Raw genomic sequence first — 19624 nt, forward strand, 5'->3', positions numbered from 1 at the left:
CGACGGGTGTAGTTTTGACCTCGCGAGCCCGCCAATGGTTACGACTCAGCGTCCAGTTCATCCAGCAGGCGTATGGCTGTGGCGCCGACCGTGCGCACCGCCTGTTCGATTTCCTGTGTTGCCCTGGAAGCGAAGTTCATTCGCAGACAGTTACGGTACTTGCCCGATGCCGAGAAAATGCAGCCCACGGCAATCTGCACACCTTATTCCAGTAAAGCCCGGTTTAAGCGCAGCGTGTCGAAACTTTCCGGGAGTTCCACCCAGAGCATGAAATCGCCCAGGGGCCAGCTGGCCCGAGTTCCGGTGGGGAAGTAGCGCGTGACCCAGTCGATCATCAGGTCGCGGCTGCGCTGATATTGGCCTTTACGTGATCCCACTTGATCTAGTTACTAGAACAAACACGCCGTGACGGGCAGCAATGGGCCGATTTCTGCTTGTCGTGAAGGGCTGCAGTCGACCCAAAGCTGCCGGTCAGCAATGGCTAAAATTGACCGATTGCCGCCCCTCGCCAAGGGCAGCAATTCTACCACTTGCCGCCACTCATCGATGGTAACGAACCACTCCCCTCATCTTCGTCACACCACTGCTGCTTCAATCGTTCTGGAACGCCAGGCATAAGCCAACACCATCAGCAGCCCCAGAGCAGCCATCGCCGCTCCGGCCAGGGAAATCGCCGGATAACCCAGACCAGCGTTGATCACCGCTCCGCCCAGCGCTGCGCCAATCGCGTTGCCAAAATTGAAGGCGCCAATGTTCACCGCAGAGGCAAGATTGGGCGCGTCCTTCGCTGCTTCCATGACGCGCATCTGTAGCGGCGGCACTAGGGCGAAACTGGCGATACCCCATATCAGGATGGCCAGAGCAGCCGGTACCGTCCAACGCATCAGCAGGGTGAACGCCAGCAAGACGAGAATCAGAACGCTTAGCGAGACGATCAAGGTGCGATCTATCGAGCGGTCGGCGGCCTTGCCGCCCCACATATTGCCCAGCGTCAACCCCACACCAAAAAGAACCAGCATGGCGGTGATGTAGGCGGTGGAACTATTGGTCTCGCTGCTGAGGATCGGCGCGATGTAAGTGAAGACGGTAAACATTGCGCTCGATCCGACTACGGTCAGGGCCAACGCGCCCAGCACCGGACCACGCCCCAGTACCCGAATTTCGGCCATTACACCGACGCTTTGCGGCGTCTTCAGGTTAGGCAGGGCGAACCACAACGCGGCCATGGTCACCACGCCGAGGCCGGTAATTCCCCAGAAAGCGGTGCGCCAACCGAACAGTTCACCAAACCAGGCGGCCAGCGGCACACCGCCGATGGTCGCCAGGGTCAGGCCCATGAACATCGCCGCAACCGCCCCGGCACGTTTCTCCGGGGCGACCACGCTGGCGGCGACGATGGAGCCAACGCCAAAAAATGCACCATGGTTCAGTGAGGTCACCACCCTGGCGACCATGAGGCTGTAGTAATCGGTGGCAAGAGCTGACATTAGATTACCCAGGGTGAAAATCGCCATGAGCCCGATCAGCAGATAGCGCCGGGGAATCCTGCCGGTGGTCAGGGTCATCAGCGGTGCGCCGAGCAATACGCCCAGCGCATAAGCACTGACCAGCAAACCGGCGGCGGGAATGGAAACGCCCAGATCCGCAGCGATACCCGGCAACATGCCCATGGGGGCGAATTCTGTTACGCCGATGCCAAAGGCACCGATGGCGAGTGCGACAAGTGGTGGATTGATACGCATGGAAGGCTCCTTATCTATGCCGCTAATGCTACGATCCAGTCTTTTCCGACGGTAGATAGCATTTTTGGCAATCACCTTTGCGCAGGAGGCACAAGTGGATTTCAACGGCAGGTCAGGTGAGATGAGCGTGTTCACCACCGTGGCGCAGGAAGGCAGCCTGTCGGCCGCCGCGCGTGCACTGGGCCTGACACCCTCGGCAGTCAGTCGGATCATCGCGCGTACCGAGCAACGTCTTGGCACCCGCCTGCTGTTGCGCACCACCCGAGCGATCACCTTCACTGCCGAGGGCGAAGCGTTCCTGCGCGGCGCCCGGCGTATCCTGGCCGACATGGACGAGGTCGAAGAAGCCATCGCCGACCAGGGCGTACCCAGGGGGCGATTGCGGGTCAGTGCCGCCCTTGGCCATGGGCGGCTGGCCATCGTTCCCTTGGTTGCAGCATTCAGCGCCCGTTACCCGAACATCGTCGTCGACCTCACCCTCGGCGACGAACTGGTCGACATTCTCGGCGGGCAGGCCGACGTCGCGGTCCGCTTTGGCCATCTGCCCGACAGCCCGCTGACCGCGCGCAGAATCGGCGACACCGGCCAGGTAGTGGTGGCATCGCCCGAGTATCTGCAGCGCCACGGCATCCCCCAGGAACCGGAAGACCTGTTACAGCACAACTGCCTGCGCTTCAACTTCCGGCGTGCCGAACCCAACTGGCCGTTCATCCGCGATGGAAAAGAGTTTTCCCTAAAGGTCAGCGGCAACATCGAATGCAGCAGTGGTGAAGCGCTGGCACAACTCGCGCGAGTAGGTGCCGGCATTGCACGTATCGGTGAGTTCAGCGTGAGCGAGGATCTGCAGCGCGGCGACCTGATTCCGCTGTTGGAAGCCTGGAACCCCGGGGACCAGGAACCGATTCATGCGGTGTTCGTCGGCGGGGCGGCAATGCCGGCGCGGGTGCGATTGTTCGTGGACTTCTTGCTGGAACATCACCGGATGTAAGCGGAGGCGTAAGCTGATATTTCCGGGTACTTGTGATGTTGAAGTGACCAAAACATTTTTGGGTGCACTATCAATAGATGGTTTGCCTTACTGGAACAATCGTGAGCTCTGGCATTGATGGGTCGTCCGCACGTCTTAAATGGCCGTCGTGAAAGACCGCTTCTGGCCGTTTTCTGCCCGTCACGACTGACCAGGGCTGGCTCCAAATCCCACTTCAGACTGAAGGCCGCTTTCGACCAAGCGCAGTCTCTCGGTTGCAGCTACGAAATTTAGGGCGATCCCACCCAGAACGCCAAAAAACCGGCCAAATTCGTTTCCGCAAATAAACTTCCACCCCTTGATTCCAGAGGCCTCCAGAGCATTAATTAATCTTAAGATGTTGAAATACAAGGATTAACCTTCGAACTTGAAAACCGTCGCCTGTAACAGGTCCATGAGTTCCAATCCCATCGCCTCCACCATATTTGTACCGACAAAGCCCTGATTATTCAGGGCTTTGTCGTTTCTGGGGTTTGGTGAAAATCTTTCCGCTCGGCATTGTGTTCCATAACTCGGCCCGTTTTATCTGCAAGCCGACATGGTGCGCTGGGGATGCTGGCCGCAGTGGACCAAGGACCGCGCCCCGCCAACGAAGTAGTCAACGAGGCCCTTGAATAGCGTTCATGATGCCTCTCGATACGGGAATACCCATATAGCACGGTGATGGAATACCGACTTGCAAGGGTATGGGAGCGCCCGTAATACTTCGCGGATGGAATTTAAAGAAAGACTCAAAGCCACCCGTCGCCATGCAGGTCTAAACCAGACCGAGCTTGCTGAGCGCGCCGGTCTCATGCAGACGATATCGTCGACGGCGACATGTACGCGATCAACCACAACGGTCAGCTCCGCGTGAAGCTGGTCTACCTGAAGAAGGGTTGATCAATGCCAAAGAAACATCAGGAGAGCAAAGCAGCGACGGCTGCTGACATTGAGCGCTCTATCCAGGCGCTGAACAAAATGGCTGAACGCCTCTGGGGCGATGGCCGGGAAGCTGAGGCGAAAGCCCTCCTCGATGCCTTGGATGCGTTAAACAGGGCGCTCGATCGGATCAGGATTGGAGAGAGCCGCAGGGTTCTTCATTGAAACGCTGCTCGAATTTTTATCCGACCTTCTCGGTGGTCTCGCTAATCTCCAGCCTTACGAAAAGCCTCGTAGGGTCTTCACCCGCGGCTTTGTTGCATTCTGCGTGCTGGTGGCTGTTTTTGAACTGATAGCGCTGAACCAGTTCTATGGCGCGCGCGGCTGAATTCTAGCTACCGATCGCCGATACATCAATTGAAATGGAATTTATGAAAAAGCTACTTCTCTCGCTCTTTATAGGCTTGCTTCTTTCAGGTTGCGCCACAGCCCCAAGCTACCAGGTGCCCGATGGCCTTTGGTACGCAGAAAAAGAAGATCCCGATCACTATCGATATCACGTTTATGTTTACTTTAAGGATGATAGTCACTTCATCTGGTGGCGAACCACGGAAACTCAGGAAGTTGTCATGAAGCGATTGGCCTACTACACCCACGACCATCCCGGGGTAGACAATCCGACCCTATACACGCGCCTGGGGGACCAATTAAAGGGCGAGCGGCACATCGTCAACCGAAGCAGTGAGGGCATTCTTCAAGCCACGGCCACTCAGACCTTTAACGGGCGCTTTGACGGCGACGAGCTGGTCATGGAGTTCGTTTCCGCCTCGGTTTGGGCCTCTGGTGACGATGCTGGCAGGGATGTGGTGCGATGGTCGATGAAGCAGCTAAAATCTCAACCCGCCAAGTGATCAGCTATCCGGCGATCACTGGATGCCATCGAAAGTGCTGAGGCTGAGCAACCCTGAGGTTGTACGGTTTCGAAAGCATACAAACAAATTAAAAGGATTTTAAATGCGATTCACCCCAGTACTACTAGCGCTTGCCCTTGCAGGTTGCGCCGGCAAGCCTCCCCAGCTTTCCGAAGGTGCTCAGGCGAGACTGGATGCGCCCATGCCCACATCTGAAAAGCAGCGCGTTTGGGAGTGCGCGGGAACGAGCAACGTAATCGAAGGCCAAAAGTTCGTTCTCAAATTGCAGGGCAGACCAGTAGATTCGGGCGGCGAAATCTGGTCGACCCGGGAACGAGCGAAGCGCTTGAGCTGCACTCAGGCAGAGATGGACGCGCCGGATATGGGGAGATGGTCGAGCCCGTCAGTGTCTCCTCGCCCGCGCTGATCGGGAAGATCTGCTAGCGGTTCGTCGTGCGCTACGGATCAGCGAAGCGAACGACTTGAACCGTTTGTCAGGCGTACAAGCCATACCCTGCCGCGATGATCAGCGGAGAAACCAGCAGCATTGCCCAGAACCCGGATCTTGGAACAGCAATGACGCAAATGATCGAGATCACAAACACATAGATGCCAACAATTTTTAGTAGCGCGAGATCGCCGACTGCTACGGCGTGAATCGCTGTCTGCCCTGCGAGCATAAAAAGCGGCCCCAGCAGGGTAAACCAGAGGGCAGTACGCCGATCTTCGTGCGCTCTGAACTGGTCAACGAAGCCAGAGTCTACAGCGGCGGCGAATGCCGTTTTGAACTTGATAATACCGAATGGAATATGGAAGACGCCCAAGGCGAACAGGGTCCATGCGACGATGTTTGACATATCTAATGTGCTCCGTAACGGGATAAGTGCCTAACGTTTGGTTAAGGGACCGGCGCTATCCGGTCCCGAGCGAGCGCAGTGAGCGGCGCATGTCAAGCTGCGCGACCGATGGCACGCCAGCCGTAAACATTTGATGGCTCACTGTGGAGCAGCCGCCTGGAGCATGCGCATGCAGGTTGTAGATCGTGCATGCGGTGTAACGGCGAGAGCCGAGCATAGCAGCAGAACTGCTGTTGTCAGTCGGAAACTACCAGCAGCACTACTTGCAGAAACATCAGCTCTGCTAATACTCTTGTCGCCATGAAAACACGCCGCCCCCTTACCCCTGAAGAAGTCGCCGACAGCACCAGGCTCAAGGCTATTTACGACCAGCGAAAGTCTTCTGCTAAAGCGGCTGGATCAAATCTCACTCAAGCGGATGTGGCTGAGGCCTGCGGATGGTCTGGCCAAAGCGCCTTCAGTCAGTACGCTACCGGCAAGGTTCCACTGAACGTCGAGGCACTCCTGAAACTGGCAAAAGCCTTGCGCTTCGATGCCAGCGAAGTGAGCCCACGCCTGATGTCGACCGTTGCCAGCGTCCAGTCTTCCGAACGCATCCAGCCAAGCGTATTGATGTCGGACATCCAGCCTTGGGATGACGACACTCCCCTGGATGACGATGAGGTCTACGTTCCCTTCTTGCGCGAAGTGGAACTGGCGGCCGGATCAGGCCGTTTCGTGATTGAGGAAAGCGACACTGCCCGGCTGCGCTTTTTCAAGAAGGACCTTCGCCATAACGGCGTTCAGTTCAGCAACGCGAAGTGCGTGGTTGTCAGCGGCAACAGCATGCTGCCAGTGCTGCGTGACGGCGCAACCGTGGGCATCAACGTCGGCAAGAGCTCACTGGGCGATATCGTTGACGGCGACATGTACGCCATCAACCACAACGGTCAGCTACGGGTGAAGCAGGTTTACCGCCTACCGACGGGCATCCGCCTGCGCAGCTTCAATCGCGACGAGCATCCGGATGAGGACTACACCTTCGCGGAGATCCAGGAGCAGCAAATCGTGATCCTGGGCCACGTGTTCTGGTGGGGGATGTTTGCCCGCTGATTGAGTCAAACCGTAGACCCGTTTTTTACCAAATGAAGCCCGCCTAGCGCGGGTTTTCTTATGTCCGTTAAAAATATTATTAGCAGTGCTATTTACTAAAATTATAAGCGCTGCTACTTTTACCTTCAAGCCAAGACAACACCACCCGCATCAAAAGTCGCGGCGCGAGCAACAGCGAAAGCATCACTTCTGCCCATTCACTGAGTGGGCAGTGGGATGTAGGCCTACATCAAACGCAAGGCTCAACTGAGCACAGGGTGACATCAAATGAAATAGGGAAATGACCATGACCGTAGACATCAGCAACTACACAATCGCTACACCGCTTCCTATCTCCGACACCAACCCCATCGCGCTTGAACTCATTGGCTGGCGGGCACTGCTTGAATGTCCGGAAGTCGTTTCGATGCTTCCAGATGGCTCGCTGCAAATGACGGCTCCGACGCTCGGCGCTTCGAGCAAAAGCACGCACCGGACGCGCTGCGAGTGGAAGGAGCCGGGTTATTGGCTGTTCGCCAGCGCTGCTGACCACTGGAACCGACAAGAAATGCGGCTGACGAAAGTCAACTCGCTGCAGAAGGTCGTGATCGGCCAGATTCATGTGCAGGGTTCAGAGCGACCACCTGTAAAAGTGTTCTGGAACAAAGGCCGCATCACCATGGGGTTCCGGTCGAGTTATCTTCAAGAAGACCCGGTGAACACGACGGTTCTGGAAAACGTGCCGCTCGGGGCACTTTTCAAAATCAACATTCACGCCAATTCGAATGGCGCGGTCTCCGTTTCGGCAAGCTGTAACGGCGTCAAATCGACCTCCGCTATCATGCGCCTCGACAACACCTGGGACACGAAAACGCTGGCCTTCCACGGCGGTGTGTACAACCAGATCGATTACTCCGACACCACCGACCCCGAAGACGGTTCGGTGTGCATCATCAGCGACCTTTCCATCACCCACGCTTGACCTGTAGGAGCCAGGCTTGCCAGCGAAGGCGTCCTTAAGAACGTCTTCGCCGGCAAGCCTGGCTCCTACAAAAGCGCATCATCGGGCAGCGATTGGAAGTCATCCACCACCTTGTCTGTCGTAATGACCGCATCAAGGCCCCAGTCGCCAGGCACGTGCCAATCCTCTCCAAACATCTCCGCCGGATGCATCGTCCGTTCGGAACCATTGCCGCACGCCAGGGACTTCGCCGGACAATACAGGTCACATCCCCAACAGATCCGCTCGGGGTGCTTGGGGTTGACGGGGAAGTTCTTGGCCATGCCGATCTCCGATCATTGAGTGGCGTCGTTCCAACCTACAGCCCTTGCGCAACGCCAGCCTTGATACATATCAAGAATCGACATCAAGCGACTTCCCTCCCCCCATCGCGATCCTGCAGCTAAGCTTCCAACGGCTGAACAGACTTGGAGACGTCGCTCATGCTCAATAAAAATCCTTTCCCAAGCGTTGGGGCACCAGACCATCCAACCCTGTCGACATGGGACGATCAAAACGCCGCAACATCCATCGATGGCGACGCGTTTACCGCCCTGCCCGCCTTGACCAACGCCGAACTGGTTCACTTGCGTGTCCGGGTGATTGCCTTGGAAAACCTGGTCATCGCGCTGTTGGCAGAAGGCTCGGAACGCCAGCTCGCCATTGCCCGGGAAATGGCCGACTACATTTCCCCCAGACCCGGTTTTACCCAGCATCCATTGACCGTTCATGCGGCGGCACAGATGACCCACAGCGTTGAGCGCGCCCAGCGATTTCGCCAACGTGACGAGCCAACCGTTTAATTGCTCAAAACTTGATAACAATCATTATTGTTCGCAGCAAAGCTTCCTAGACTCGGGCTCCTACTCGTCAGTGTTCAGGAAGCTATTATGCGTACCCCTTTTTCGCTATCACTCGCCCTGCTCTTGCTCACACCACTGGCTCACGCCAAGGAATACCCGATCGGGGAACCCCAGTTGTGTCCCGGGCTGGAAGTCGGGGCGGTGTATTTGCAGCCGATAGAAATGGCACCCGCGGGGATGATGCGCGCCACCGCGGATTCCGACGTCCACCTGGAAGCTGACATTCGCGCCACTGCGGACAATCGGCAAGGCTTTCAGGAAGGCAGTTTCGTGCCCTACCTGAACGTCTCTTTCAACCTGAAAAAACACGGCAGCGACCCCGAGATCAAAGGCGATTTTCACGCCATGGTGGCCAATGACGGTCCGCACTATGGCGACAATGTGAAGCTGCTTGGCCCCGGTAAATATCAGCTGACGTTCACCGTCCTGCCACCCGGCGGTCATGGCTCCCTCGGGCGCCACACCGATAAGGAAACCGGTGTCGCTCCCTGGTTCGAACGTTGCGAACTGCACTACGAATTCATCTACGCCGGCATCGGTAAAAAAGGCGGCTATTGAATGAAGCGCCTGCATCTTGCCTGGCTGATTGTCGCCGGAACAGTTGCACCGTTGACGGCCCATGCCGAGTTGCCGAGCTTTGAGCTGATCCTGCGCGATGGCCACTTCACGCCGGCCTTGCTGGAGGTGCCGGCCGGACAGCGCTTCAAGATCGTTCTGAAGAACGTCGGCCAAGGTCCGGCCGAGTTCGAGAGCACGCCGTTGCGGGTTGAAAAAGTCCTGTCGCCGGGTGTGACGACCTTCGTGGTCATTCACCCCCTGAGGCCCGGTCACTACCCCTTTTTCGATGAGTTCAATCCGCAATTGCCCGAAGGCGGCATCCTCGCGAAATAACCTGTCAGCGCACGGAGCTTCCATGAATCAATCAATGTTCATCGTCTGGCGCGAAAGTGTCGAGGCGCTACTGGTGATCGGTATTCTCCAGGTTTGGGCCAGCCAGCAAGGCCAAGCTAATCGTCTGGTCAAATTTCTCTGGGCGGGTGTGGTGCTGGGGTTGATGCTCTCGGGTCTGCTGGCGGTGTTGATTCTGTTTGCCGGTGAGGCCATGAGCGGGTCGGCCAGTGAGTGGTTCCAAGCCGCACTCGCGCTGGTTGCCAGCCTGTTGATGGTGCAAATGGTGAGCTGGATGCGCCGCCACGGGCGCAGCCTCAACCACGACTTGCGACGACACGCCGATAGCCACCTGGCTCGACAAGGTGGCGCTGGTCTATTACTGCTGGCAATGCTCGCGATCAGCCGCGAAGGCAGCGAAACGGTGGTCTTTCTCTATGGCGCCGGCGCCCGGTTGCGAGGTCCGCAGCTCGGTTTGTTTGCTGTTGGCGGCGTATTGGGACTGGTGCTGTCGGCGCTGACCATTACGCTGCTGCACAGCAGTCGCCGATTCATTTCATGGCAACGATTTTTTGCCATCAGCGAAGTCATCTTGCTCATGCTCGGCGCGGCGTTGCTGGTCAGCAGTACCGAACGAATCGGCGGCCAACTGCTCGCCCTGGATTTGCCGGACGTGGTTTACAGCCTCGTTGGCGAAGCGCTTTGGGACAGCAGCACGTTGCTGAGCGACAGCCACGGATTGGGTGGCTTTCTTGCAGGTTTCGCCGGTTATCGGGCAAGCCCCAGTGGCCTGACCTTGTTGGTGTGGATCGGTTATTGGCTGGCCGTCGGCGGCTGGCTACGGCAACGAACTGCGGAAAATCTGCCATGCCCGACCTGAGCCGGCGCAATCGATGGCTCCAACGACTGGGCGACGGGATGCGTCGTCATGCGCCCGTCATCCGTACAGCACAGTGGGCTGTTGTAGTGTTTTATGCGGTGCTGTTGGTGACCCCGGCGCTGTTGCCGCTGCCAGACAGCCAGGCACGGATACTCGACAACCTGACCTTGCTCGCGCAGTTTCTATTCTGGGGAATCTGGTGGCCGTTCGTGTTGCTGTCGATGGTGTTCTTCGGCCGACTCTGGTGCGGCGTTCTGTGCCCGGAAGGTTCGCTCAGCGAATGGGCCAGCCATTACGGTAAAGGCCTGGGTGTGCCGCGCTGGTTGCGCTGGGGCGGCTGGCCTACCTTGGCGTTCTGCCTGACGACCCTCTACGGCCAGTTGATCAGCGTCTATGACTACGCCCAGGCCGCGCTGTTGATTCTGGGCGGTTCGACCGTCGCAGCGGTCGTCGTCGGGTTATTGTTCGCCCGGGGCAAACGAGTCTGGTGCCGTTATCTGTGCCCGGTCAGCGGCGTCTTCGCCTTGCTCGCCCGGCTGGCCCCTGTGCACTTTCAGGTCGATGAACAACGTTGGATAGAAAATTCCGCACCGCGCCTGCCGCCGCCCAACTGCGCTCCCCTGCTCGATATCCGTCGCCTGCAAGGGGCCAGTGATTGCCACGCCTGCGGACGCTGCAGCGGGCAACGCGGGGCCGTTCAGCTGATCGCCCGCTCCAGCAATCAGGAGATTCTTCACGCGACGGCGCAGACGCTGTCCCCTTGGGATACGCGCTTGCTGCTGTTCGGCGTGATCGGTTTGGCCATGGGCGCGTTTCAGTGGACGGTCAGCCCATGGTTTGTCGCCCTCAAACAATCCCTGGCCGAGTGGCTGGTCGAACACAACCAACTCTGGGCCCTGCAGGACAATGCTCCCTGGTGGCTGCTGACCCATTACCCGCAACTCAACGACAGCTTCAGCTGGCTCGACGGTTTCAGTATCGTCGCTTACCTGAGCTTGAGTTCGATCGTGCTCGGCACGGCGTTGATGCTGCTCCTGCGCCTGACGGCCCGACTGGCGCGAGATCGCACACTGTATTGGCCCTTGGCGCTGACACTCACGCCCCTGGGGGGTGCCGGACTGTTTCTCGGGCTGTCGGCCACCACCGTCAAATTACTGCGTTATGAAGGTCTGCTGCTGGAGTGGGTGCAACCGGCCAGGGCCTGTCTGTTATTGGCCGCGATGGGCTGGAGCCTGCTACTGGGTTGGAAACGGCTGAGCCGCGAAGGTCTTTCCCAGGTGCGACGCGGGTCCGCCATCGCTTGCCTGCTCCTGGCTGAAGGCATGGTGGGATTTGGCTGGTGGTTGCAATTCTGGGGCTGGGCTTGAGTTCCCCAGCCCCCGTTACCCCCGCAACACGAAGGCTGGAAACAACTCGCGCATGGCCTCCCACAACTCTGGCAGCAACGCTTGAGCCGAAACGCTCGGCAACAGCGGATCGAACATCCGCTCGGTGCGAACCAGTTGCACGGCGAAGCGTTTGACGCCAAGCGCATTCAAGCGTTTGGCCAGGATCAGCAGACGCGCCGGTTCGAACAGATGCCAATGCACGGTGGTGCGACATTCGTAGTCGACACCACTGGCCAGCAGATGCTCGAGGCTGCGCCAGTTGGCGGTCCCGCTGCCTTCGACCCGGGTGATGGCCTGGCAATCCTCGGGCAACGCCTTGACATCGAAACCGACCCAATCCGCACCGGTCAGTGCCTTGGCGAACGCGGCCGGCTTGATGCCGGCGCTGTGCAAGCCGATGCGAAATCCCATGTCCCGCACTTCATCCATGGCGCCAAGCAAACCGTCCTGCAGAGTCGGTTCACCGCCGCTGAACACCACGGCATCAAGCAGGTCCTGACGCCGTTGCAGAAACGCCAACACCCGCCGCCAATCCACTTCGTCTGTGCCACGAGGCGGGATCAACTGCGGGTTATGGCAGTAACGACAACGCCAGGCGCAACCCTGGCAAAACAGCACGCAGGCGAGCTGTCCCGGATAGTCGATAGTGGTCAGGGGCACCATGCCCCCGACCCGAAGCATTCGACTCATTGGCGCCCGGCCAGTGCCGCGCTTTCAGTGAAGTGCACCCGCTCAAGGTGCTCCGATTGTTTGCCCGGATTGAACGCCGACACAGGACGGTGATAGCCCATCACCCGGGTCCAGACTTCGCAGCGTTGACGTTGAGCCTGGGGCAGTGTTTGCGATGCAGTCATGGTGAAGCTCCTTGCGGTTGAGTGGATCGAAATCAATGAGCGGCGCCGGCCTTCTGTTCTTGCAGCAGCAGGACCTCGTCGCATTTGGGGCAGAACTCATGTTCGCCATCGAGGTAGCCGTGCACCGGGCAGATGGAAAAGGTCGGAGTCACGGTCAGGTATGGCAGGCGGAAGCGGCCAAGGGCTTTTCGCACCAGTTGCTTGCAGGCCTCGGTCGAGGAAATTCGCTCGGCCATGTACAGGTGCAGGACCGTGCCGCCGGTGTATTTGCATTGCAGTTCGTCTTGAAGTTCCAGGGCTTCGAAGGGATCTTCGGTGTAGCCCACGGGCAGTTGCGAGGAGTTGGTGTAATACGGCGCCTGCACACTGCCGGCCTGGAGAATGTCCGGATAACGCTTGAGGTCTTCCTTGGCAAAGCGGTATGTGGTGCCCTCGGCCGGTGTCGCTTCCAGGTTGTAGAGATGACCGGTTTCCTCCTGGAAACGCAGCAACGTGGCGCGCACATGGTCGAGCATATTCAGGGCAAACTTGCGGCCCTGTTCGGTGTGCATGCCCTCCTCGTCGCCGGTGAAATTGCGCAGCATTTCATGCATACCGTTGAGGCCGATGGTGGAGAAATGGTTGCGCAGGGTCCCGAGGTAACGCTTGGTGTACGGGTACAAACCGGCGTCCATGTGGTGCTGAATGACTTTGCGCTTGACCTCCAGGCTCTCCATCGCCAGCTCCATCAGCGTGTCCAGTCGCTGCAACAAACCACTGGTGTTGCCCTTGAACACATAGCCCAGACGCGCGCAGTTGATGGTCACCACGCCGAGCGACCCAGTCTGTTCCGCCGAACCGAACAAACCGCCGCCGCGCTTGAGCAACTCGCGCACATCGAGCTGCAACCGGCAGCACATCGAGCGCACCTGATTGGGCTGCAGATCCGAATTGAGGAAGTTCTGGAAGTAAGGCAAACCGTAACGCGCGGTCATCTCGAACAAGCGGTCGGCGTTTTCACTGTCCCACGGAAAATCATGGGTGATGTTGTAGGTCGGGATCGGAAAGGTGAACACTCGCCCTTTCGCATCGCCAGCCTGCATCACCTCGATGTAGGCGCGGTTGAGCAGGTCCATTTCGACTTGCAGGTCGCCATAGGCAAACGGCATTTCCTCCCCGCCGATGACGGGTATCTGCTCACGCAAATCTTGCGGGCACACCCAATCAAAGGTCAGGTTGGTGAACGGCGTCTGGGTGCCCCAGCGCGAGGGTACGTTGAGGTTGTAGATGAACTCCTGGATCGCCTGGCGCACCTCCTGATAACTCAGCTGGTCCTTGCGCACATAGGGCGCGAGGTAGGTGTCGAACGAGCTGAACGCCTGAGCACCGGCCCATTCGTTTTGCAGGGTGCCGAGGAAATTCACCATTTGCCCCAGCGCGCTGCTCAAGTGCTTCGGCGGACCGGCTTCGACACGCCCCGGCACACCGTTGAGCCCTTCGTGCAACAGGGTGCGCAGCGACCAGCCGGCGCAGTAACCGGCGAGCATGTCCAAGTCGTGCACATGCAAATCCGCCTCGCGGTGTGCCTGCCCGATGGCCTCGCTGTACACCTCGTCCAGCCAGTAATTGGCAGTGACTTTGCCCGATACGTTCAACACCAGCCCGCCCAGTGAGTAGCCCTGATTGGCGTTGGCCTGGACCCGCCAGTCTTCACGGTCCAGGTACTCGTTCATCGAAGTCGCCACTTCGACCATGGTCCGACGGTCACGACGCAAACGCCCGTGTTGTTCGCGGTAGACGATGTAGGCGCGCATGGCGAAGAAGAAACCGGCGTCCATCAACACCCGTTCGACACGATCCTGAATCTGCTCGACATGCAGCCTTGGCAGTCCGTCCAGCCGAGCGAGTACCGCCTGAAGCAAACCTTCAACCTCAACCTCGGTGTACTCCCCCGTAGCCTTGCCGGCAGCGATCAACGCCTGACGGATTTTGTCCGCATCGAAGGCGACCAGACTGCCATCGCGCTTGTGCAAGCGGTTACATCCTACTGAGATCAGCGTGCTCTGCATTCGGCCTCCAGATACTACATATAGATGTTTATAGACAAACAAACACAACATGCAGTGAAGACTACGGACAAAGGGCTGTTCTGCAATTGATCGATATCAAGATTTTGCGGTGAAAAAAACGTCCGGTAACGGCAAAAGAAAATCTAATGTGGGAGCGGGCTTGCTCGCGAAGAGGCCATCACATTCAACATCATTGTTGACTGATAGACCGCTTTCGCGAGCAAGCCCGCTCCCACATTGGATCATCTGTGTTCTTACAAACCGTGCAGATCAGCTCAACCGCCACTCATGTTCATGAACCGCACTATCTGCACCTCCCCTTCGGGGCTGAAATCGTGGCGCAACGGCTTGCCGCGCAAGGCCTTCTGCACGGCATTGATCACGGGCTGATCATCCAGCGGATATCGCCGCAACAACCCTCTTAAATCCAGCGCGTCCTCCTGCCCCAGACAAAGCAACAGCTTCCCTTCAACAGTCATCCGCACCCGATTACAGCTGCCACAAAAATTGTGGCTGTTGGGCGAAATGAAACCGATCCGGGTATCGGGATGGCGCTCCAGGCGCACGTAGCGCGCCGGTCCGCCGCTGTTTTCAGTGCTGTCGAGTAACCGATGCTGGCTGGCGATCAGCGCCCGCACTTCGTCGCTGGAACAAAACGATTCGCCCCGGGAACGTCCGACGTCGCCCAAGGGCATTTCTTCGATAAAGCTGATATCGATGCGCTGATCGATGGCGTATTGCACCAACGCCGGGACTTCATCGAAGTTGCGCCCTTTCATCACCACGCAGTTGAGCTTTATCCGTTCAAACCCCGCGTCCCGTGCTGCCTCAATGCCGTTGAGCACCTGATCGAGATCGCCGATGCGGGTGATCGCACGGAATTTCTGCCCGTCCAGGCTATCGAGGCTGATGTTCATACGCTTGACCCCCGCCTCCGCCAATGGCCGGGCCAGACGACCCAGTTGCGAGCCGTTGCTGGTCATTACCAGTTCGCGCAAACCGGGTAGCGCGGCGATGTTGCGGCACAGTTCGACAATGCCCGGACGAATCAGCGGTTCGCCGCCAGTCAGACGGATTTTGCGTATGCCCAACCCGACGAACAGCGTTGCCAGACGTTGCAACTCTTCCAGCGTGAGCACCTGCTGACGCGGCAGGAAGGTCATGTTTTTCGCCATGCAATACACACAGCGAAAATCACAACGGTCCGTCACCGACATCCGCAGATAATCGATCTGCCGTCCAAAGCCATCCTGCATTACAGCGTTCATCACATCTCCCGGTTTGCCTCGATGCTCACTGCACCAGCGGTGAGTCGGCGCCCTGCAAGTGGATGCCGCGAATATCCGCCGCACCGATCAGGGTTTGCAGGTACTGCACCAGCGCTTTTTGCCAGACGCCTTGCTGCAACTGCGTACGGATCGCCGTCGACACCACTTCATAGGGCAACGGCATGCCTTCGATCCGCTGATCGACACTGACCACATGCCAGCCGTAGCGACTTTCCAGCGGTTTGCTGGCCAGGCCCGGCGCCAGAGTGAACAGCTGACGCTCCAGTTCGGGCACGGTCTGGCCCTTGCTGATTTGCCCCAGGGAACCGCCTTGAGCCTTCGACGGACAGGCCGAATACTTCACGGCCAGCTCGGCGAAACTGCCGGGAAAATCTTCCAGACGTTGCAGCAGAACTTCCGCCTGATCATGCGCAACGGCGCGCGCCTCGACATCATCCGGCGCGCATTCGAGCAGGATGTGCCGAACCGCCAGCAACGGTGCGCTGTGGAAACGCCCGCGATTGTTTTCGTAGTAACGGAGACTGGTTTCCTCGTCGCATTGAGGCACGTGCACCTCACGTTCAAGCAACAAGCGCGTGGCCGCTTCTTCTTCGTTCTCGCCGGCACCGATCTCCATCGACACGCCGAGTTCGGCGATGCGCTGCTGCAACAACTCGCGGATCACCAGCGCCCGGGCGGCCAGGTACACCGCCTCCTCGCGGCTTTCGGCCGGGTGATATTGCAGCTCTTGGGCCATCGCTTCCGGGGTGATCGACACCTCGTTGACGCTGATGATCGGCCACTCCTGCTCGCTGCTGGCGATCAACTGCGCCGGGGCGTCATCGGCAGCCGCCGGCTCAACCGGGAGTGCTTCAAACTGCGCCGCTGCGACTGGCGCGATATCGAGAACGTCCTCGGCTTTTTTGGAAGACCCGCAGCCACCGCTGCCGCCGTTACCACCACCACATCCACATCCACCTGACATGATTGTCTCCTCAGTACTTCTGACGAACGATTTGATAACGACGCCCCAGGTACCAGATCGGTGCGCTGATCATGTGTACGAGACGGGTGAAGGGGAACAGCACAAACAGGGTCAAACCGAGAAACACGTGCAGCTTGTAGGTCAGCCCGACCGGCGCGATGGCCGCCGCCGCTTCCATCGGCCGCAACAGCACGGTGTTCTGCGCCCAGTCAGCGAGCATCACCATCACCGAGCCGTCCATATGCGAGGTGGACGCGACGATGGTCAGCAGACCGAGCAGCAACTGCGCCAGCAGCACCAGCAGAATCAGGATGTCCGAAGGGCTGGAGGTGGCACGTACTCGTGGATCGGTGAGCCGTCGGTTGACCAGCATCAGCAAGCCGATCAAGCACAGCAGGCCAAAGAATCCGCCGGACACCATGGCCAGCAACTGCTTGTTCTCAGTGCTGATGACATGGTGATAAACCGACGCAGGCGTCAGCAGCCCGACGAAGTGCCCGGCCAGCACGAACAGCACACCGATATGGAACAAGTTGCTCGCCACGCGCATACCGCGTTGGTTGAGCATCTGGCTCGAACCTGCCTTCCAGCTGTATTGCGACAAGTCGAAGCGTGCCCAACTGCCGATCAGGCAAATGGCCAAAGCGACGTAGGGATAGATCCCGAACAACAACAGATTCCATTTAGACATTACCGACCTCCTTGGCTGGCGCGGCGGCCAACCCTTCATGCTGAAAATCCACCCAGTGCAACGGCACCGCGCTTTCTTCCCGAGCCTTGCCCGGTGCGCTTGGCAGTCCACTGCAACGGTCCTGCTGTTCGGCCTGGAGGAAGTCCACGGCCTCCTCTTCCCAGATCTTGTCGAGGGCTTCGAGGGAGTCGTCGCGTGGTTCCGCCGCCACCTGCGCGCGCAGGTCGGCGACCGCTTGATGCGGCTCGGCCCCGGCGATTTGCAGCAGCGCCCGGAAGCAACTGGCATAGGCGCTTTCGCGCTCTTCCAGACGTGCGGCGAGCAAGGCCAGCAAGTGCGAAACATCCGCCAGGCCCTCGCGGGCCTCGATGTCTTCGCGGGTGGACAGGAACTCCAGGTACAGCGGGATATAGTCCGGCAGCTCTTTGACGCCGATGGCAAAACCGGCTTCTTCGTATTGCGCCATCATGTCGACCATCGCCTGGCCACGGTCGCGGGATTCGCCGTGCACATGTTCAAACAACAGCAGCGACAGCGAGCGACCTCGGCCGAACAGCGCACCGTAGTGCTCCTGCCCGTCCATCAGGTCATTGCCGCAGATCAGCTCGAGCAATTCGAATAACGCGCCGCGTTGCTTGGGGCTGATTTCCCGTGACTGGATAATCGCTTGCTCCAGTTCGTCGCGACCGCCAATCAGCGTCTCGGTCGGGTAATCGAGCAGCAGCGAAATCACTTTGAGAATTTGCATGCTCATTCCTCCCACAACTGGACGGTTTTCAGGATGTCGCGGCGGTTGGCTTTCTTCGCACCGAACATGTTGGTGTCGGAACTGCCGCTGCAGCCGCTGCCGAAACTGAAGCCGCAACCGGAGCGCTCGGCAAAGGCGTCACTCATGGCGTCTTCACGGTGCGCGCTCGGTACCACAAAGCGGTCTTCATAGTTGGCGATCGCCAGGTAGCGATACATCTCCTCGACCTGGGCCACGCTCAAACCGACATCCTTCAGAACTTGCAAATCCTGAACGCCATCGACTTGCTCGGAACGTTTGTAAGCGCGCATCGCCAGCAAGCGTTTGAGCGCACGCTTGACCGGTTTTTCATCGCCGGCGGTCAGCAGGTTGGCCAAGTACTTCAGTGGAATACGCAGGCTGTCGACATCCGGGATCACCCCGTTCATACCGACGGTACCGGCAGTGGCGGCGTTCTGGATCGGCGACAGCGGCGGCACGTACCAGACCATCGGCAAGGTGCGGTATTCCGGGTGCAGCGGCAGTGCGAGTTTCCAGTCCACGGCCATTTTGTAGACCGGCGAACGCTGGGCTGAATCAATCACCGACTGCGGTACGCCATCGGCCAAGGCCTGACGAATCACTGCCGGGTCATTCGGGTCGAGGAAGATCTCCAGTTGTTTCTCGTACAGGTCCTGCTCATTGGCAGTGCTCGCCACTTCGCTGATGCGGTCGGCGTCATACAGCAGCACCCCGAGGTAACGAATGCGCCCGACGCAGGTTTCCGCGCAAACAGTTGGCATCCCGGCTTCGATACGCGGGTAGCAGAAGATGCATTTCTCGGACTTGCCGCTCTTCCAGTTGAAATAGATCTTCTTGTACGGACAGCCGCTGATGCACATCCGCCAGCCACGGCATTTCTCCTGGTCGATCAGGACGATGCCGTCTTCTTCACGCTTGTAGATCGCCCCGCTCGGGCACGACGCGGCGCACGTCGGGTTGAGGCAGTGCTCGCACAGGCGCGGCAAATACATCATGAAAGTGTTTTCGTACTCGCCGTAAATGTCCGCCTGGATCTTGTCGAAGTTCTTGTCCTTGCGACGCTTGGCGAATTCGGTGCCGAGGATCTCTTCCCAGTTCGGGCCCCACTCGATTTTTTCCATGCGCTTGCCGGAGATCAGCGAACGCGGGCGCGCGGTGGGTTGATGCTCGCCCAACGGCGCGGTGTGCAGGTGCTGGTAATCGAAGTCGAACGGTTCGTAATAGTCGTCGAGGCTCGGCAGATCCGGGTTGGCAAAAATGTTCGCCAACACGCGAAATTTACCGCCGATGCGCGGGTTGATCGTGCCGTTGGCGTTGCGGATCCAGCCGCCCTTCCACTTGTCCTGGTTTTCCCATTCTTTCGGGTAACCGATCCCGGGTTTCGATTCGACGTTGTTGAACCAGGCGTATTCCATGCCTTCACGGCTGGTCCAGACGTTTTTGCAGGTGATCGAACAGGTGTGGCAACCGATGCACTTGTCCAGGTTCAGAACCATGCCGATTTGTGAGCGAATCTTCATC

At 58.6% G+C, this 19624-nt stretch carries 21 protein-coding genes and 2 pseudogenes; 11 read left to right on the forward strand and 12 right to left on the reverse strand.

The annotated features are described in order from the left end of the window. Positions 1-38 precede the first annotated feature (38 nt). A pseudogene (locus F6R97_RS04330) lies at positions 39-359 on the reverse strand (PLP-dependent aminotransferase family protein); the annotation flags it as partial. Positions 360-575: 216 nt separating this feature from the next. Continuing rightward, a complete protein-coding gene (locus F6R97_RS04335) occupies positions 576-1742 on the reverse strand; it encodes an MFS transporter (RefSeq protein WP_048392538.1) in 1167 nt (388 codons plus the stop codon). 94 nt (positions 1743-1836) lie between these two features. On the opposite strand from F6R97_RS04335, the gene F6R97_RS04340 reads away from it, so the two are divergent. The 4 genes and pseudogenes from F6R97_RS04340 to F6R97_RS04355 all read left to right on the forward strand — a co-directional run bounded on the left by F6R97_RS04340 (position 1837) and on the right by F6R97_RS04355 (position 4541). After that, positions 1837-2730: a LysR family transcriptional regulator gene (locus tag F6R97_RS04340; protein WP_038982881.1), complete on the forward strand. Its 894-nt coding sequence runs from the start codon at positions 1837-1839 to the stop codon at positions 2728-2730. An 840-nt stretch (positions 2731-3570) separates the two neighbouring features. Beyond that, positions 3571-3636, forward strand: a pseudogene (locus F6R97_RS29525) (transcriptional regulator); the annotation flags it as partial. A gap of 18 nt (positions 3637-3654) precedes the next feature. Then, the gene (locus tag F6R97_RS04350; RefSeq protein WP_007895617.1) at positions 3655-3855 is read left to right on the forward strand and encodes a hypothetical protein; all 201 of its coding nucleotides are present in this window, start codon (positions 3655-3657) and stop codon (positions 3853-3855) included. Between the two features lie 206 nt (positions 3856-4061). Then, positions 4062-4541: a hypothetical protein gene (locus F6R97_RS04355; protein WP_038982879.1), complete on the forward strand. Its 480-nt coding sequence runs from the start codon at positions 4062-4064 to the stop codon at positions 4539-4541. A gap of 494 nt (positions 4542-5035) precedes the next feature. Here the strand turns inward: F6R97_RS04355 and F6R97_RS04360 are convergent, their stop codons facing one another. Next, on the reverse strand, positions 5036-5398 hold the full coding sequence (locus tag F6R97_RS04360; RefSeq protein ID WP_315866106.1) for a DUF6463 family protein: 363 nt from the start codon (positions 5396-5398) through the stop codon (positions 5036-5038). Between the two features lie 300 nt (positions 5399-5698). Here F6R97_RS04360 and F6R97_RS04365 point away from each other — a divergent pair, with 300 nt between their 5' ends. After that, positions 5699-6490 (forward strand): S24 family peptidase, encoded by a 792-nt coding sequence (locus F6R97_RS04365; RefSeq protein ID WP_082157780.1) that lies wholly within the window; start codon positions 5699-5701, stop codon positions 6488-6490. 286 nt (positions 6491-6776) lie between these two features. After that, entirely contained in the window at positions 6777-7451 is a 675-nt protein-coding gene (locus F6R97_RS04370; RefSeq protein ID WP_038983693.1) for a polysaccharide lyase family 7 protein, read from the forward strand. A gap of 65 nt (positions 7452-7516) precedes the next feature. On the opposite strand, the gene F6R97_RS04375 is transcribed toward F6R97_RS04370, so the two are convergent. After that, positions 7517-7753, reverse strand: a complete 237-nt coding sequence (locus F6R97_RS04375) for a DUF3079 domain-containing protein (protein WP_050681133.1) — start codon at positions 7751-7753, stop codon at positions 7517-7519. 159 nt (positions 7754-7912) lie between these two features. On the opposite strand from F6R97_RS04375, the gene F6R97_RS04380 reads away from it, so the two are divergent. The 5 genes from F6R97_RS04380 (at position 7913) to F6R97_RS04400 (ending at position 11467) form a co-directional block, all read left to right on the forward strand. Next, positions 7913-8272, forward strand: coding sequence for a hypothetical protein (locus F6R97_RS04380; protein ID WP_315866107.1), 360 nt, complete (start codon positions 7913-7915; stop codon positions 8270-8272). A gap of 87 nt (positions 8273-8359) precedes the next feature. Next, entirely contained in the window at positions 8360-8890 is a 531-nt protein-coding gene (locus F6R97_RS04385; protein WP_038982871.1) for an iron transporter, read from the forward strand. Next, complete coding sequence (locus F6R97_RS04390; RefSeq protein ID WP_038982869.1) at positions 8891-9223, forward strand: cupredoxin domain-containing protein; 333 nt, start codon at positions 8891-8893, stop codon at positions 9221-9223. 22 nt (positions 9224-9245) lie between these two features. Next, on the forward strand, positions 9246-10100 hold the full coding sequence (locus F6R97_RS04395) for an FTR1 family protein (protein WP_315866108.1): 855 nt from the start codon (positions 9246-9248) through the stop codon (positions 10098-10100). After that, a complete protein-coding gene (locus tag F6R97_RS04400) occupies positions 10088-11467 on the forward strand; it encodes a 4Fe-4S binding protein (protein ID WP_315866109.1) in 1380 nt (459 codons plus the stop codon). The genes F6R97_RS04395 and F6R97_RS04400 overlap by 13 nt, the downstream gene beginning before the upstream one ends. 15 nt (positions 11468-11482) lie before the next feature. Here F6R97_RS04400 and F6R97_RS04405 read toward each other — a convergent pair whose 3' ends face one another. The 8 genes from F6R97_RS04405 to narH form a co-directional block, all read right to left on the reverse strand. Further along, positions 11483-12178, reverse strand: coding sequence for an anaerobic ribonucleoside-triphosphate reductase activating protein (locus F6R97_RS04405; RefSeq protein ID WP_173667524.1), 696 nt, complete (start codon positions 12176-12178; stop codon positions 11483-11485). Then, complete coding sequence (gene nrdD, locus F6R97_RS04410) at positions 12175-12342, reverse strand: anaerobic ribonucleoside-triphosphate reductase (RefSeq protein WP_048392521.1); 168 nt, start codon at positions 12340-12342, stop codon at positions 12175-12177. The genes F6R97_RS04405 and nrdD overlap by 4 nt, the downstream gene beginning before the upstream one ends. 32 nt (positions 12343-12374) lie before the next feature. Continuing rightward, a complete protein-coding gene (locus tag F6R97_RS04415; protein WP_038982859.1) occupies positions 12375-14390 on the reverse strand; it encodes a ribonucleoside triphosphate reductase in 2016 nt (671 codons plus the stop codon). Between the two features lie 275 nt (positions 14391-14665). Then, on the reverse strand, positions 14666-15658 hold the full coding sequence (moaA, locus tag F6R97_RS04420) for a GTP 3',8-cyclase MoaA (RefSeq protein WP_315866110.1): 993 nt from the start codon (positions 15656-15658) through the stop codon (positions 14666-14668). Between the two features lie 25 nt (positions 15659-15683). Further along, positions 15684-16643 carry a peptidylprolyl isomerase gene (locus tag F6R97_RS04425; protein ID WP_315866111.1) on the reverse strand — a complete coding sequence of 320 codons (960 nt, stop codon included), beginning with the start codon at positions 16641-16643 and terminating at the stop codon, positions 15684-15686. Between the two features lie 10 nt (positions 16644-16653). Next, entirely contained in the window at positions 16654-17334 is a 681-nt protein-coding gene (gene narI / locus F6R97_RS04430; protein WP_052964413.1) for a respiratory nitrate reductase subunit gamma, read from the reverse strand. Continuing rightward, positions 17327-18082, reverse strand: a complete 756-nt coding sequence (narJ, locus tag F6R97_RS04435; protein ID WP_048392506.1) for a nitrate reductase molybdenum cofactor assembly chaperone — start codon at positions 18080-18082, stop codon at positions 17327-17329. The genes narI and narJ overlap by 8 nt, the downstream gene beginning before the upstream one ends. A 2-nt stretch (positions 18083-18084) precedes the next feature. Further along, the gene (gene narH, locus F6R97_RS04440; protein WP_038982852.1) at positions 18085-19623 is read right to left on the reverse strand and encodes a nitrate reductase subunit beta; all 1539 of its coding nucleotides are present in this window, start codon (positions 19621-19623) and stop codon (positions 18085-18087) included. Between the last annotated feature and the right edge of the window lies 1 nt (position 19624).

The organism is Pseudomonas sp. JV414, assembly GCF_032424305.1.
GTDB classification, from domain to species: Bacteria; Pseudomonadota; Gammaproteobacteria; order Pseudomonadales; family Pseudomonadaceae; genus Aquipseudomonas; species Aquipseudomonas lini.

What these genes read in the sequence shown, in the direction of transcription:
- F6R97_RS04355 (WP_038982879.1), top strand. Translation starts at nt 4,062, where the DNA reads ATGAAAAAGCTACTTCTCTCGCTCTTTATAGGCTTGCTTCTTTCAGGT.
- F6R97_RS04370 (WP_038983693.1), top strand. Translation starts at nt 6,777, where the DNA reads ATGACCGTAGACATCAGCAACTACACAATCGCTACACCGCTTCCTATC.
- F6R97_RS04365 (WP_082157780.1), top strand. Translation starts at nt 5,699, where the DNA reads ATGAAAACACGCCGCCCCCTTACCCCTGAAGAAGTCGCCGACAGCACC.
- F6R97_RS04390 (WP_038982869.1), top strand. Translation starts at nt 8,891, where the DNA reads ATGAAGCGCCTGCATCTTGCCTGGCTGATTGTCGCCGGAACAGTTGCA.
- narI (WP_052964413.1), bottom strand. Translation starts at nt 17,334, where the DNA reads ATGTCTAAATGGAATCTGTTGTTGTTCGGGATCTATCCCTACGTCGCT.
- F6R97_RS04400 (WP_315866109.1), top strand. Translation starts at nt 10,088, where the DNA reads ATGCCCGACCTGAGCCGGCGCAATCGATGGCTCCAACGACTGGGCGAC.
- F6R97_RS04350 (WP_007895617.1), top strand. Translation starts at nt 3,655, where the DNA reads ATGCCAAAGAAACATCAGGAGAGCAAAGCAGCGACGGCTGCTGACATT.
- F6R97_RS04415 (WP_038982859.1), bottom strand. Translation starts at nt 14,390, where the DNA reads ATGCAGAGCACGCTGATCTCAGTAGGATGTAACCGCTTGCACAAGCGC.
- F6R97_RS04385 (WP_038982871.1), top strand. Translation starts at nt 8,360, where the DNA reads ATGCGTACCCCTTTTTCGCTATCACTCGCCCTGCTCTTGCTCACACCA.
- nrdD (WP_048392521.1), bottom strand. Translation starts at nt 12,342, where the DNA reads ATGACTGCATCGCAAACACTGCCCCAGGCTCAACGTCAACGCTGCGAA.
- F6R97_RS04405 (WP_173667524.1), bottom strand. Translation starts at nt 12,178, where the DNA reads ATGAGTCGAATGCTTCGGGTCGGGGGCATGGTGCCCCTGACCACTATC.
- F6R97_RS04395 (WP_315866108.1), top strand. Translation starts at nt 9,246, where the DNA reads ATGAATCAATCAATGTTCATCGTCTGGCGCGAAAGTGTCGAGGCGCTA.
- narJ (WP_048392506.1), bottom strand. Translation starts at nt 18,082, where the DNA reads ATGCAAATTCTCAAAGTGATTTCGCTGCTGCTCGATTACCCGACCGAG.
- moaA (WP_315866110.1), bottom strand. Translation starts at nt 15,658, where the DNA reads ATGAACGCTGTAATGCAGGATGGCTTTGGACGGCAGATCGATTATCTG.
- F6R97_RS04335 (WP_048392538.1), bottom strand. Translation starts at nt 1,742, where the DNA reads ATGCGTATCAATCCACCACTTGTCGCACTCGCCATCGGTGCCTTTGGC.
- F6R97_RS04425 (WP_315866111.1), bottom strand. Translation starts at nt 16,643, where the DNA reads ATGTCAGGTGGATGTGGATGTGGTGGTGGTAACGGCGGCAGCGGTGGC.
- narH (WP_038982852.1), bottom strand. Translation starts at nt 19,623, where the DNA reads ATGAAGATTCGCTCACAAATCGGCATGGTTCTGAACCTGGACAAGTGC.
- F6R97_RS04360 (WP_315866106.1), bottom strand. Translation starts at nt 5,398, where the DNA reads ATGTCAAACATCGTCGCATGGACCCTGTTCGCCTTGGGCGTCTTCCAT.
- F6R97_RS04375 (WP_050681133.1), bottom strand. Translation starts at nt 7,753, where the DNA reads ATGGCCAAGAACTTCCCCGTCAACCCCAAGCACCCCGAGCGGATCTGT.
- F6R97_RS04380 (WP_315866107.1), top strand. Translation starts at nt 7,913, where the DNA reads ATGCTCAATAAAAATCCTTTCCCAAGCGTTGGGGCACCAGACCATCCA.